The organism is Collinsella sp. D33t1_170424_A12 (assembly GCF_015554865.1).
In the GTDB taxonomy this organism is placed as follows: Bacteria; Actinomycetota; Coriobacteriia; order Coriobacteriales; family Coriobacteriaceae; genus Collinsella.
This window is the reverse complement of sequence record NZ_JADNJJ010000145.1, coordinates 1-13,403: the sequence shown is the minus strand read 5'-3', so window position 1 is coordinate 13,403 and position 13,403 is coordinate 1. Positions and strand designations below refer to the sequence as shown.

11 protein-coding genes are annotated in these 13,403 nt (G+C 65.2%); all 11 read right to left on the bottom strand.

Annotated elements, in window-relative coordinates:
• Nucleotides 1-44: 44 nt before the first annotated feature.
• The gene (locus I2E26_RS06260) at nucleotides 45-458 is read right to left on the bottom strand and encodes a hypothetical protein (protein WP_195420043.1); all 414 of its coding nucleotides are present in this window, start codon (nucleotides 456-458) and stop codon (nucleotides 45-47) included.
• 6 nt (nucleotides 459-464) lie between these two features.
• Nucleotides 465-1,565, bottom strand: a complete 1,101-nt coding sequence (locus I2E26_RS06255; protein ID WP_195420042.1) for an NAD(P)-dependent oxidoreductase — start codon at nucleotides 1,563-1,565, stop codon at nucleotides 465-467.
• A gap of 51 nt (nucleotides 1,566-1,616) precedes the next feature.
• Complete coding sequence (locus I2E26_RS06250; protein WP_195420041.1) at nucleotides 1,617-2,573, bottom strand: DegV family protein; 957 nt, start codon at nucleotides 2,571-2,573, stop codon at nucleotides 1,617-1,619.
• A 77-nt stretch (nucleotides 2,574-2,650) separates the two neighbouring features.
• Nucleotides 2,651-3,238: a ribosome hibernation-promoting factor, HPF/YfiA family gene (hpf, locus tag I2E26_RS06245; protein ID WP_195420040.1), complete on the bottom strand. Its 588-nt coding sequence runs from the start codon at nucleotides 3,236-3,238 to the stop codon at nucleotides 2,651-2,653.
• Nucleotides 3,239-3,410: 172 nt separating this feature from the next.
• Entirely contained in the window at nucleotides 3,411-4,400 is a 990-nt protein-coding gene (locus tag I2E26_RS06240; RefSeq protein ID WP_187231535.1) for an ABC transporter substrate-binding protein, read from the bottom strand.
• 516 nt (nucleotides 4,401-4,916) lie between these two features.
• Nucleotides 4,917-5,801: a ComF family protein gene (locus tag I2E26_RS06235; protein ID WP_229056466.1), complete on the bottom strand. Its 885-nt coding sequence runs from the start codon at nucleotides 5,799-5,801 to the stop codon at nucleotides 4,917-4,919.
• Between the two features lie 99 nt (nucleotides 5,802-5,900).
• Nucleotides 5,901-7,508 carry a regulatory iron-sulfur-containing complex subunit RicT gene (gene ricT / locus I2E26_RS06230; RefSeq protein ID WP_195420039.1) on the bottom strand — a complete coding sequence of 536 codons (1,608 nt, stop codon included), beginning with the start codon at nucleotides 7,506-7,508 and terminating at the stop codon, nucleotides 5,901-5,903.
• Nucleotides 7,499-8,635 carry a DNA polymerase III subunit delta' gene (holB, locus tag I2E26_RS06225; protein WP_195420038.1) on the bottom strand — a complete coding sequence of 379 codons (1,137 nt, stop codon included), beginning with the start codon at nucleotides 8,633-8,635 and terminating at the stop codon, nucleotides 7,499-7,501. Before holB ends, ricT begins: the two co-directional genes overlap by 10 nt.
• A gap of 53 nt (nucleotides 8,636-8,688) precedes the next feature.
• Entirely contained in the window at nucleotides 8,689-9,315 is a 627-nt protein-coding gene (tmk, locus tag I2E26_RS06220) for a dTMP kinase (RefSeq protein ID WP_195420037.1), read from the bottom strand.
• Between the two features lie 84 nt (nucleotides 9,316-9,399).
• The gene (locus I2E26_RS06215; RefSeq protein WP_229056465.1) at nucleotides 9,400-10,179 is read right to left on the bottom strand and encodes a hypothetical protein; all 780 of its coding nucleotides are present in this window, start codon (nucleotides 10,177-10,179) and stop codon (nucleotides 9,400-9,402) included.
• 659 nt (nucleotides 10,180-10,838) lie between these two features.
• A partial coding sequence (locus I2E26_RS06210; RefSeq protein ID WP_229056464.1) for a DNA topoisomerase I occupies nucleotides 10,839-13,403 on the bottom strand: 2,565 nt, incomplete at its 5' end.

Here is a 13,403-nt window from a genome sequence, read left to right as displayed (position 1 = left end):
CCTCCTCGGCGCTCAGCTCACGTTCTTTCTGCTCTGCCATACGATTACCTCGAATCCTTCTTGTCGTTGTTCACCGAAATGAGGTCGGGCGCCTTCTCCCCCGCCTTGCGGCGTGCGCGGCGCTCCTCGCCGGTCCCGGCGGCCGCGGTGCGACGATGCTGGCGGTTGACGTTCAGGAAGCGATCGAGCACCTTCCACGGGCCCACGGACTCGCCGAAGGCGAGCTTGAGGCCCACGATGGCGCCGGCGAGCATGCCGATGATCGCGGAATAGAGCAGCGGAAGCGGAGCAAGCAGCATGGTGAACAGCACGGCGATGCCCACCGCGATGGCGTTCATCTTCCAGTAGTCACCGCTGGTGACGGCCTTTTCACCCGCCCAGGCGCCCACCTGGACGCCCAGGTACGCGAAGAACACGAAGAGCAGGGCCGACAGCACGATAAACGAGAATCCCGACATAGACGGCTACTCCCCGTGATGGCAGCAGCCATCGCCGTGGCCACCACAGCACTCGTGGTCGTCATCGTGGCCGTGGCCGCCGCAGCAGCACTCGTGGTCGTCGTCGTGATCGTGGCCGCAGGCACACTCGTGCTCGTGGCCATGGTCATGGTCGCAACCGCAACCGCAGCCATCCTCCTCGTGAGCGTTCGTGTAAAGCGACCAGTCAAGACCTGCAGCTACGGCATCGGCCTCCTCCTGGTACAGCAAGGTGATGGCCTGCGTGCCCATGCGCGCTCCGCCGATGGCGTCGAGCATGTCGTAGAGGGTGAAGGCGGTATCTGCGCCGGGAAGGGCGATCTCCTTCTCCTCGGCAACCTGCAGCGCCAGGCCCAGGTCCTTGATGAAATGCTCGACCATGAAGCCCGGCTTGTAGTCGCCGTCGAGCGCCTTGGGAGCGAGCTGCTCCATAACGCCGGACTTGCCGGTGCCGCCGCAGATCATCTGCCGCGTCTGCTCCAGGTCGAGACCGCACTGCTGGGCGAGCGCCAGGGCGTCTGCCATGCCGACCATCGAAGCGCCCAGGGCGACCTGGTTCGCGAGCTTGGCGGCCTGGCCCTTGCCGGCGCCGCCGAAGCAGAAGAGGTTGGCAGCGAAGGTCTCGAGCAGCGGGCGGACCGGTTCGATGTCGTGCTCGGTGGCGCCGATGATAGCCGTGAGCATGCCGGCGATGGCACCGGACTCGCCGCCCGTGACCGGGCAGTCGAACGCGTGCTTGCCGCTCACCTCGGCCGCCTCGGCGATATCGCGTGCGAGCTCGGGCGAGCTCGTGGTGAGGTCGATGAGGTAGGCGCCCGGCTTTGCGCAGGCCAGCAGGCCGTCGCCGGCGAGGTAAAGCTCCTCGACGTCTTGCGGGTAGCCCACCATGGTAAAGATCACGTCGGCGTCTTCGACGGCCAGGGCCGGGGTCTCGGCCCATACGGCACCGCGGTCCACGAGGGGCTGCGCCTTACCCGGCGTGCGGTTGTAGACGCTCAGCTCATAGCCGGCATCCAGGATGTGGCCGGCGATGGGAGCACCCATGATGCCGGTGCCGATGAAGGCGACCTTGGTGTTGTGGTTGGACATATCTTCTCCTTACTAGTTGGTTGATTGCAGGCGGTAGGACGCGCGGGACGCCTATGCGTTGCGGACGCGCCTGGCGATGCGGTCGGACAGCGAGATCTTCTCGGCGCGGTCGCCGCCCCAGAACGCGACGCCCACCATACCGGGTCCCACGTGCGCGCCGATGGCCGTGCCCACCGAACCGCGCAGGACGGTGATGCCCTCGCACCCCTCCTCCTTGCGAATGGCCGCCTCGAGCCAGTCGGCGTCTTTCTCGGCGTCCGACGACACGATGGCGATGGGAAGGCTCGGGTCGACCACGCGGTTCTCGTTAAACGACTTGACCAGCGACTTGAGCGCCTTCTTGCGACCGCGGCTCACGCCCAGCAGCGACAGCGAGCCCGAAAGATCGAAAGAGAGGTCGGGCTTGATGTCGAGCTTGCTGGAGAGCTGCGCCGCCGCGGGCGGGATGCGGCCGCCAGCGGCCAGCGCATCGAGACTCTCGAGCGTGAAGTAGCCGTGGACGTAGCGCTTGGCCTCGTTCGCCCAGGCAGCGAGCTCCTCGGCGGACAAGCCGGCCGAGCGCTGGCGCACGGCTTCGAGGGCGAGCAGCTCTCCGCAGGCGCAAGGCAGGCTGTTATCGACCACGTAGAGCTCGAAGCCCGGATGCGCCTTCATGACTTCCTCGGCGGCGTGAAGCGCCGAATTGTAGCTCGAAGAGAGGGCGCTGGTGAAGCACAGGTACACCGTAGGGGTGCCCTCTTCGGCGCACTGGGTGAAGTACTCGATATAGCGGCCGAGCGAGACGGCCGAGGTGGATGCGCGAACGCCGGCGCGCAGCTTATCGTAGAACTCCTTGGGCGTGATCGAGGCCCAGATGTCATCCGTGTACTCGACGCCATCGAGGATATAGGGGAAGCCCAGGATATCGACGTCGAGCGTGGCGGCCACCTCGGGCGTGAGGTCGGAGCACGTATCGACGACGATACGACAGTGCGGGTTGCGGCATGCTGAAAGAGTAGAAGTGTTCATGAACGCCTTTCCATACGAAAGATGGCGGCCACCCCGCACGGGATGGCCGCCATCCTATTCATGCACCTACTGGCATTTTACTCGGTGGGCACCTCGAACTTGGGCTTGATGATGCCGTATCCACCATTCTTACGGTGATACACCACATTCACCATGCCGGTCGCGGCGTCTTCGAACACGTAGAAGTCATGACCCAGAAGATCGGTCTGGACGAGGGCCTGCTCCTCGGACATGGGCACGAGCTCGATGAATTTCTCGCGTACGAGCTGGCCGTCCTCTTCCTCCTCGGGAATCAGCAGGTCTGCGAGGTCCTCGACGCGCGGCACGGGCACCACGTCTGCAGCGCTGGGGCCGCTCTGGCGGTTGTCGACGACCTTGGTCTTGAACTTGCGGAGCTGGCGCGTCACCTTGTCGGCAGCCAGATCGATCGCGGCGTACATATCGGTGCCATGCTCCGCAACGCGAATGACCGAGCCGCGCACGCGAACGGTAGCCTCGACGATAGCGGGGCTGGGGTTGGACGGATTCTTCTCGTAACGAAGGACAACATCGACCGACATGGGCTCGATATCGAACACCTTGCAGGCTTCGCCGATCTTCTCGTCGACGTGAGCACGCAGAGCATCGGTAACCGTGGTCTTGCGACCCGTAACCTTGATATCCATACGTGACTCCAATCTATCCGGGGATATGACTTCGTGATTAGGTTGTACCCACTTTTATGCACCTTCATAGGAAAAGATGGGGTCGTCCGCTAACGAAGTACATACCGCCGCATACCGAAGCGAGCGCGCTCTGAGCGAGCGCTTGCGGTATGGAGCCCTGAAGCCGTGCGACCTACTCGGACAGCGCGTTGAGGTTGCCCGATATCGAAAGCGCGCCGGCGTCCTCCCCCTCATCGTCGACCGGCGCGTCATCGTCCGCGCCCGAGTCGGGAGCAGGAAGCTTGGATGGACGCGCGGAGAGCCCGGCGACGAGCGATTCCCCGATACCCACCGGCATGGTGCCGTACCACGCCGTATGGATGGCATCGAGCGTGCCGTCGGCCTCGATCTCGTCGAGCGCGTCGACGATCGCCTCGCGAAGCTCCTCGTTGCGCGCCTTCACGGCGATACCGTAGCTATCAGATTCGTCGAGCGCGCCCGCGAACACGATGTCGCCGTACGCACGGGAGAGGTAGGCACCGGCCGTGGCATCGCAGGCCACGAAATCAACCTCGCCCTTATCGAGGGCGCTGAGGCATTCGTTCACATTGGCATACGTCTTCTGCTCGGCGCTCGTCCCCAGGGAGGAGAGCATATCCTGCGCCGCGGAGGAAGACTGCACGCCCACCGTCGCGCCCTCAAGATCATCGACGGAAGACGAGAGCGGGGAAGCCTTGCCCGCCATGGTCTTGGCGAAAAGGGCGGGGGCACTTTCGAGATAGGGGGCCACTACCGTGACCGCGTCGTCCTCGTCATCCTCGTGGGCGCCGATATAGATATCGGCGGTGCGCGGCGACCCCACTTTATCCGGACGTACGTCGGTGACGAACTCTACGCGCAGGCCCAGGCGGTCGCCCAGCGCATGCGCGACATCGACGGCATAGCCGACCATCTTGCCCTGCCCATCGATCATGGACTGGGGGGCATCGCTCGCATCGATGGCCACGCGCAGCACGCCCGAGGCGCCGATAGCGGGCTCGGATACCTGCGCATGGAGCTGACGCGGAGGCAGCTCGGAACGGGACGGGGTGAGCAGCGTGCACCCGGTAAGGCCCAGCGTGGCCGCGGCCGCCAGCACGCACATCGCATGATGCGCCGTACGGCGCGCGTGTCCCTTGATCATTCCCAAATCCCCCCGCATCGGCAAGCGCGTCTTGTTATGAAAGACGACGCCTACGGGCCGCACGGCCGGCGAGCGTCGCCACTGTTCCCCCAGCTGACCTGGTATTTGACCCCACACTTGCGCACCGGGGCGTTTGCTCAGCCGCCGCAACGGCATCACGACTAACCCGCTCGCCCGTGAGGCACCTATTGCCTCGAAAGAATAGACCGGACGGTACGTCTTACTTCTAGGACGCGCCATGATCGCCTTGGCGCGCACGCCGCGGCTTACGTGGATCCCTTTGACCGCGTCTGTCATGGACTAGGAGGAGCGCCGAAGGCCCCGCCGCAACCACAGCCTGGAAGGAACGAGGGGCATTATAGCAGGAGATCGCGGAGATGCCATAGGCATGCACCGCATTTCCGCAGGCTAAAGCATGCGCTTCAACCAACTGCCGCGCACGAGGAAACGGCGGCCGGCATTGCCCGCGAGCCGCGCAAACGACCACCGAGCCCCTCGCATGCGCACGGGCATGGCTCATCCCGCGCCCGGCCCCATGACGCGCGCGAGCGCGAGGGCATCGACGCCGTCGGCACCCGCATCGCGCAGAACCGCCGCTGCCGCCGTCACGGTGGCGCCCGTAGTGATCACGTCATCCAGCAGCAGCACGCGCGCACCGGCGAGGGCCCCGAACGCATCGGGCACCACCTCGTACGCGCCGTGCGAGTGCATCAGGCGCTCCAACCTGCCCCATGCACGCTGGTCCCCCGCTCCGTGCTTCACCAGGGCATCAAGCACGGGCACCCCGGACAGCTCGGCCAAAACGCGGGCGATGGCCTCCATATGGTCGAAACCGCGGCGGCGAAACGCGCGCGCCGTAGCGGGCACGAACACCAAGGCGTCTGCTCTTGCGAGCAAGCCGCTGAAGCGCTCGGCATCCTCGGCCTGCGCATGCAGCGCGGCGTCGTACAGCATCTCGGCAAAAGGCTCCGCCAACCGCCGCTCCCCCGCGTCCTTGTACATGCGGATCATACGGGCAAGCGGGTCTTGAAACACCGCCACCGCCAAGCACCGATCCGTCGCCATCGTCCGGCCATAGCATTCGGTGCACAGCATCCTGCCAAACGGCGCGCCGCATCTCGCGCACGCCCAAGCAGGGTCGATCAGCTCCAAACGCTCGAGGCAGCCGCTGCAGACAAGCTGTCCCGGCGCCTCGCAGCCCGCGCAACGCGTGGGCGACAGGGCCTCGAGCGTCTGCGCGCCCAACCAGTTGAGCACCGACGCCAGGCGCCCTGCCATCGGGCCGCGCGCCGCTTCGCCCAGGCCGCCGCAGGCCCCATGCACCGCCTCTTCCGAAGCCCCGCAAGCCCCATGCAACGCTTCGTCCAGCGCTCCATGCTCCCCTTGTGATATTGCAGTCAAAAGAAACAGCCCTCTCCCGTACGCAAACAAGAGAGGGCCCGTGTTCTGCTGTTATACCCCGTATTCGCCGGAGCCATTCAGGGTTTTCGCCCTGAAGTCTTACTCGTGCGAAGCGCCGGAATTGGGCTGCTCGCCACCGCCCTGCTTGGGCTTTCGAGACCTGCGGCGACGGCGCTTCTTGGGCGCGCCCTCGGCAGAACCCTCGGCTGCAGGCTTGCCAGCCGCGCGCTTCTCCGCAGCTTGGCCACCGCCATCGCCGGGACGACGGCGCGTGACCTTGACGTCCCCACCGGAGACCTGCTCGGCCACGGAAGCCACCTCGGGCTTCTTGGAGGTATGGCGACGACGCGAGCGATTGCCCGCCGACGCCTCCTGCTCGCCCGCCTTAGGCGCGGCCTCGCTAGCGGCGCGCTTCTGCTCGGCCCGCGCGGCGCTGAGGAAGGCGGCATCGCGCTCTTCGCCCGTCAGGTGCCTGCGACGACGGCGCGACGAAGACGGCGCGCCCTCCTGCTGGGCACCCTGGGCGGCACGGCGCGAACCGTTCTGCTGCGCGGCGTCGGCGGCCTCGGCCGAAGCCGGACGGCGCCGACGGCGGCGCGACGGCGCGGCGACCTGCTCGGAATCGTCCTGTTTGGCGACACCGGAGCGAGCGGCCTTCGGGTTCGCGGAGCCCTTACCGCCAAACTTTGCCGCCTCCTCGTCGCGCATACGGCGACGGCGCGGCGTCGGACCGCTGGCGGCGATACGGTCGGCGCGATCGAGGCCATCCCCCACGTCCACACCGTTCTCGCGATCGAGCTCGAGCAGCGCCAACGCGATATCGGGCGACTCGATGCGCTCGAGCACATCGCGCGTCACGCAGTCGGGACGGCACGAGCAACCCTGTTCGCTCGCCTTCTTCTTGCAGCCCTCCGAGCATGTCATGTCCGCGAGGTTCACGCGAAAGACCTTGCCGTTCTCCAGACGCAGGACAAGCTCCTCGCGGGGCGTGTTGTACTCCTGCACCTTGGCCTTGCCCAGCGGCGTATCGATAAGCGCCTTCTTCTTCGGGGCACGGGACTTGAAGTCCTTATATGCTTCGAACTCGTAGCGCAGGCAGCACATAAGACGGCCGCACACGCCCGAGATCTTAGACGAGTTGAGCGGAAGGTCCTGCTCCTTCGCCATGCGAATGGACACCGGCTCGAACTGGCCGCCAAAACGCGCGCAGCACAGCTCCTGGCCGCAGGTGGCGTAGCCGCCCACCAAGCGCGTCTCGTCGCGCACGCCGATCTGGCGCATATCAACACGCACATGGAAGAAGCTCGACAGATCGCGGACGAGCTGACGGAAGTCGACGCGGTCCTCGGCTGCGAAATAGAAGACGGCCTTCTCGCCGCCAAACAGATACTCGACGGCGACCGGCTTCATATCGAGGCCGTTTCGCTCAACAAGTCGGCGGAAATCATGCATCGCGTCCTCGCCACGATCGGCAAGCTCGTCGGCGTGATCGAGGTCATCGTCGGTGGCGACGCGCAGCACGGGCTTGAGCGGCGCCGCAAGCTCCGACGCGGGGACCTCGAAGGGATCGGCCGTGACCAAGCCGATCTCGGTACCGCGCTCGGTAGAGCAGATAGCGTGATCGCCCGCGAGGATATCGAGGCGCTGCGGATCGAACCACAGCTCGCGCGAGGCGAACGCGAATTTAACAGGAACAACTATGGGCATGTAAGGGCCTTCCTTATATCGAGGAGCATGACCTCGAGGGCCAGCTGAGGGGTTACGTTGCGAGCGAGACGCCGCTCGGTTTGCGCCACCACATCGAGCGCCGCGGTGACGCCGGCAACGGTCGCGGTCGCGCAAAGACGATCGACCATCTCCGAAACATCCTCGTTCACGATGGGCTCGTCCACGCCCTGCAAGCGCAGCAGGGCGTCGCGCAAAAGCGAGCGAACGCACGCCAGCGCTTCCATGATACCCGAACGCTCCCGATGGGATAGCTCGCGCTTGAAACGGTCTTCGAGCTGCTTTAATGCTCCACGCGTAAGGTACTCGGAATCGCGATCGAGCACGGCTTGCTGCGTAGACTTTACCTCGTCGAGCGGCGCCTTGATCACGGCCATAAGGTCTTTGATCGACGTGAGGATATCCGCTTCATCCGCACGAGCAAGGTAGTCGACCTGACGAAGCATCGCGCGACGAACCTCCTGCCGTTCAGCGCTTTTGAGGAACTCCGCTGCCCGCGCCGGACTGCCTGCCACCGCGACAGCCATGCGGGCGCGCTCGGGCGAGACGCCCGTGGCGCGCTCGACGAGCTCCGCCGAACGCGCTTGCGGCACCGTACGAAACGGAACGCACTGGCAGCGGGACACGATGGTGGGCAAGATCATATCGGCACTGGGACCGAGCAGGATGAACACCACGTTCGCCGGCGGCTCCTCAAGCGTTTTGAGCAGCGCGTTGGCGGTATTCGCGCGCAACTGCTCTGCACGGTCAATGATGTAGACCTTGCGCCTGGAACGAATGGGCGACAGCGAGACCTCGGCTAGCAGCGCGCGCACCTGGTCGATCAGGTAGCCTACGGCCGACTCGGGCGAAAAGTAGTGAACGTCGGGATGGGTCTGCCGTGCCACGCGAACGCACGCATCGCATGACCCGCATCCGCCATTCTCGCATATGAGCTGCTGCGCGAGCGCCCAGGCGGCATCGAGCTTGCCCGACCCCGGCGCGCCCAAAAACAGATACGCGTGGCTCACCCGGCCCGTCGCCACCGCCTGCGCCAAAAAGTCGCGTACGCGCGGCTGCGTCTCCAGCCGCGCCAGCAATGAGCGCTCCGCGATTATCTCGTTCGCCATCTGCCGCCCCACTCCTCTCGTCCATATCCCTCGGCACGCGCGCTAACACACCGCTAGCGCTCTACGCACGAAACCACCACCTGCCAGGCGGATGCGAACACTTCATCGATGCCGCGCGATGCGTCCACAACGCGCACGCGCCGCGGCTCCTCCGCTGCGATCGCACGAAAGCCGCGCGCCACGCGACGCTGGTACTCGAGCCCCTTGAGCTCCAGGCGATCGGCCGCATCCCGGCCGTGCCTGCGAGCCGCCGCCACATCGACATCGACGTCGAACACGAGCGTCACGTCCGGTCGACACTCCCCCACGGCCAACGCGTTCGCACGCTTAACCGATTCGAGGTCGAATCCGTTGGCATACGCCTGATATGCCGTCGTCGAATCATAGAAGCGGTCGCACACCACGGTCTTGCCCGCCGCCAGCGCCGGAGCGATCACCTCATGCACCAGTTGAGCACGGGCAGCTTCATATAAGAGCAGCTCGCAGGCGTCACCCATCTCGCCGTGCGCGGGATCGAGCAGGATGCCGCGAATCTTCTCCGAGATGGCGACGCCGCCCGGCTCCCGCAGACGCAGCACATCGTGGCCCGACGCCTCGAGCGCTGCGGCGATACGCGCCGCCTGCGTCGTTTTTCCGCAGCCGTCCACGCCCTCCACGGTGATAAACAAACCTCGAGCCACTCCGGCACCCTCCTTGCACCTGCTTTTTCAGACTCCATCATACCGCGACCCTTTTTCTCCCCGCACAAAACCCCGCAAAGGCCCTCAAAGGCACGCATCCACGCGGCGGGGGACTCCGGCGTTCGTAAGCAAGCGTTCCATATATGCCCGATCCATCGCCTGCTCGAATGAAAACCTGATCACCATCGCCCCCGTAAGGTTCAGGCGCGACTCCCTCAAGCGCTCCCGCCTCATGTGATCCAGCGCCTCGGCAGCGCCCTCGCCGTCAGCCAGATACTTGCCGCCGCCGTCCAACTCGCCGATCACCACCCTTCCATCTGGAAGGCGCCAGCAGAAATCGACCCGCCACATTCCGCCCGGGGTCAACGGATCGGCAACCTCGACCTGAAGCTCAGGCAGCTGAAATCCCAGCTCGATCATAACCGCTCGCGCCATCGACTCCCCGCCGTTATCGCTCCTGCCGTCCATCCATCGCAGCACCCGTCGAGCCGTCCGGATCCCCTTACGCCGGAAACCCGAACGCTCGACATGCTCTCGCAGGCCGTCCGCATCGACCAGGCGCCAATGGAGCGCTGAATCGGCAATCGCCAGACCCTGGGAAAAATTCGCCTGGCACAGGCAGTCGAGCAGCGTTGTCTTAAGAGGCGTCACACGTATGCCCGCAACCGTCACGAACGAAGCGTCCCTCACCAGATGGCAATGAAACCGCCCGTCTCCAACAGACCGGTTCTCGCACTCGCTCATCGCGAGATGAACAACGTCGGTCAACCCGTTGGAAACCTGCAGGCCATAGACCAAGGCAGCCGAAAAAGATGCGAACACCCAGCTCGGGTGCTTGCGGGCAACCGCACGTATCAGATGCATCGCACGCGCCCGCCGCGGAAGGCCGTCGTGATAGCGCACTCGAGCAAAATAGCCTCGGGAAACCTCGACGGCTTCACCCGCTGCGCAGGCACGTTGAAGCGATCGTGCTTCGAACCGCTCGATCGCAAATGCAAATCGACCCTCTGCCTCCGCCCCGTCTAAAATCCGACTAGCGATCTTCTGGCCTCTTCTGCCCATGCCCGACCTCCTTCCAGCGGGCACCATAGCAAACGCTTGCCGAACAATTCTCCAACAAGCAAATCGAGACCGCCTAACACCACAGCTCAAAGCGACATCAAATGAAATCAAGCCCAGAATTATTCCGTAAACGGCTGTTACCGATCCGTGAACGGCGGCTTTCAGTCCGTGGTCAGTACCTCGCACAGCAGCCGCTGCGTCCATTCCGCCTGGCGCGCGCCCCAACCTCGCATACACGGCCTAGCGTTGTGCGTATGGCGGGGGCGTTGTGCGTATGGCGGGGGCGTTGTGCGTATGGCGGGGGCGTTGTGCGTATGGCTTTGTGCTGTTCAAGACTCTCAAAGCGGCACAAAACCATACGCACAACTTGAAAAGTGGCAACAACCATACGTAACCGCCGCGACGCCGCAGCCGGTTCCTCACCGCGGGCCGTCGCCGCAACCGGCTTCCCCGCAGTGATCCTACTCCGCAGCGGGCTTCTCCGCCGCAGCCTTCTTCGCGGCGGGCTTCTTCGCCGCAGCCTTCTTCGCAGCCGGCTTCTTCGCGGCGGGCTTCTTCGCCGTAGCAGCCTTTTTCGTGGTCGACTTCGCCGCCGAAGCCTTGCCGCGGGCGGGTTTCTCCTTCTTCTCCTTACCCGGGCAGTCCATATTCACGCAGATGCGCCATGGACCGCGGGCGGTCTCGACAACCACCACGGGTGCGCCGCAGTGCTCGCAGACCTCGCCGGTTGCGGAGAGCTTGCCGCGGGCGGGCAGGGGATAGCTCACGCCGCAGTCGTCGTAGTTGGTACAGCGGATGAAACGCTTGCCGCTCTTCTCGCTCTTATGGGCGATGAGGTCGCCATGGCGGCCCGCCTCGGCGCACACACGGCACTCGCCCACCTTGAGATCGGGCTCGTAGTTAGTGGGGCACACGGGGTTCACGCACTGCTCATACGCCTTCTGGCGGAACGGCTGGCACTTGATGCGCGGCGCACCGCAGTGCTCACACACAGCCGCTTCGCCCTCGAGCGGGCTCACCTTCACGCCGCTCGGGACCGGATAGGTCACGTCGCAGTCGGGCCAGCCCATACAGCCGATAAAGCTGCCGCGGGTCTTGGCGCTCGTCTTCATGACCAGGTCCTTGCCGCACTTGGGACAAGCGCCCACGCGGGCGTCGGCGGTGACGGCGTCAGAAATGGCCTCGCCCAGGTCGTCCTTGTGCTCGATGAGCGCATCGAGCATGCCGGCAAGCAGCGCGCGGGAATGGTCCACAACGTGCTCCTGCGTGTCGGCACCCTCGGCCACGTGCGTCATGTCGGCATCGAGCTCGGCGGTCATCTCGGGCGTGGTGATGCGCGGCGCGAACTGCGACAGCGCGTCGATGATGGCCATGCCCAGCTGGCTGGGCTCGATCGGGTCGTTCTTGAGATAGCGCACCGTGTACAGGCGCTCGATGATACTCGCGCGCGTGGACTTGGTGCCGAGGCCGCGTTTCTCCATCTCTTGGACGAGCTTGCCCTGGCTATAGCGCGCGGGCGGCTCGGTCTGCTTGGCCTCGAGCTTGATATCGTGCACGTCCACGGTGTCGCCCGCCTCGAGCGCGGGAAGCTGCTCATCGCGCTTGAGTCCGTAGGGATACGCCTCGCGGAAACCGGCATCGACCAGCACGTCGCCGCTGGCGGTGAAGGGCTCGCCGGCCACATCGATGGACAGCTTGGTGTTCTCGATGGTCGCGGGCCCCATGAGCGTTGCCAGGAAGCGGCGCGCGATGAGGTTGTAGAGCTTGAGCTGGCCGCCGTCGAGCGTGGTGGGGTCGCCCTGGCCCGTAGGATGGATGGGCGGATGGTCGGTCGTCTCCACCTTGCCGCGCGTGGGCTGCATGGGGCCGGCAAGCACCTTCTTGCACACGGGCGCCAGCGCCGGCGAGTTGGCAGCCAGCCCGTTGACGATGCGCTCCAAGTCGAGCGACTTGGGATACACCGTGTTGTCGACGCGTGGGTAGGAGATGAAACCGCTCATGTAGAGGCTCTCGGCGATGCGCATGGTGCGCGCCGGGCTGATACCCTCGGATGCGGCAGCGGCCTGCAGCGCCGTGGTGTTGAACGGGACGGGCGGCGGCTGCTTGCGCGAGCGCCGGGCGATATCGGTCACGGTGCCGGCAGTCGCCTCGGCCACGTGCCCGTATGCCGTCTCGGCCGCCTCCTTATCGGTGAAGCGCGCCGTGGCGTGCCCGATCTTGAACTCCTGCTCGGAGGCGCAGGCAAGGCCGCGAATCTGCCAGTAATCCTCGGGCACGAACGCCATGCGCTCGCGTTCGCGCTCGACCACCAGGGCGAGCGTGGGCGTCTGGACGCGACCGGCCGAACGCACGTTGCCGAAACCGCCGAACTTGGCGAGCGTGAGGTAGCGCGTGAGAACCGCGCCCCAGATGAGGTCGATGTACTGGCGGCTCTCGCCAGCGTCGGCCAGGTTCTGGTCGAGCTCGACCAGGTTGTTGAACGCCTCGGTCACCTCGCCCTTGATGAGCGCCGAATAGCGCGCACGGCTTACGGGGACGTCGGGTGCGACCTCGCGTACGCAGGAGAGCGCATCGGAACCGATAAGCTCGCCCTCGCGGTCGAAGTCCGTTGCGATCACGACGGAATCGGCCTTCTTAGCCAGGTTCTTGAGAACGCGGATGATCTCTTTCTCCGCGGGGTTCTTGATGACGGGCGCCCAGGTGAGATATGGCAGGCTCTCGACCTTCCACCCCTTGATGTTGATGCCGTTGGCCAGGAAGGGACGCCGCTTGGTGTCGTAGGGCGGGCGGGCCAGGCCGTCGGGCACCGCGGCAGGCAGCACCTCGCCGTCCTCGGTCAGCGAGTACCAGCCCTCGCTCTTGTCGAAGAGAATCTCGTCGGGGAAGTCCGGCGCCAGGATATGGCCGGCCAGGCCCATGGAGACCCACTCCTCGCCATCCACGTCGAAACGGTAGACCGGGGTGTTGTACACCTTGTCGTTCTTGGGCTTACCGGTGGCCAGCAGCTGCGCAATCTTCTGCGCGGC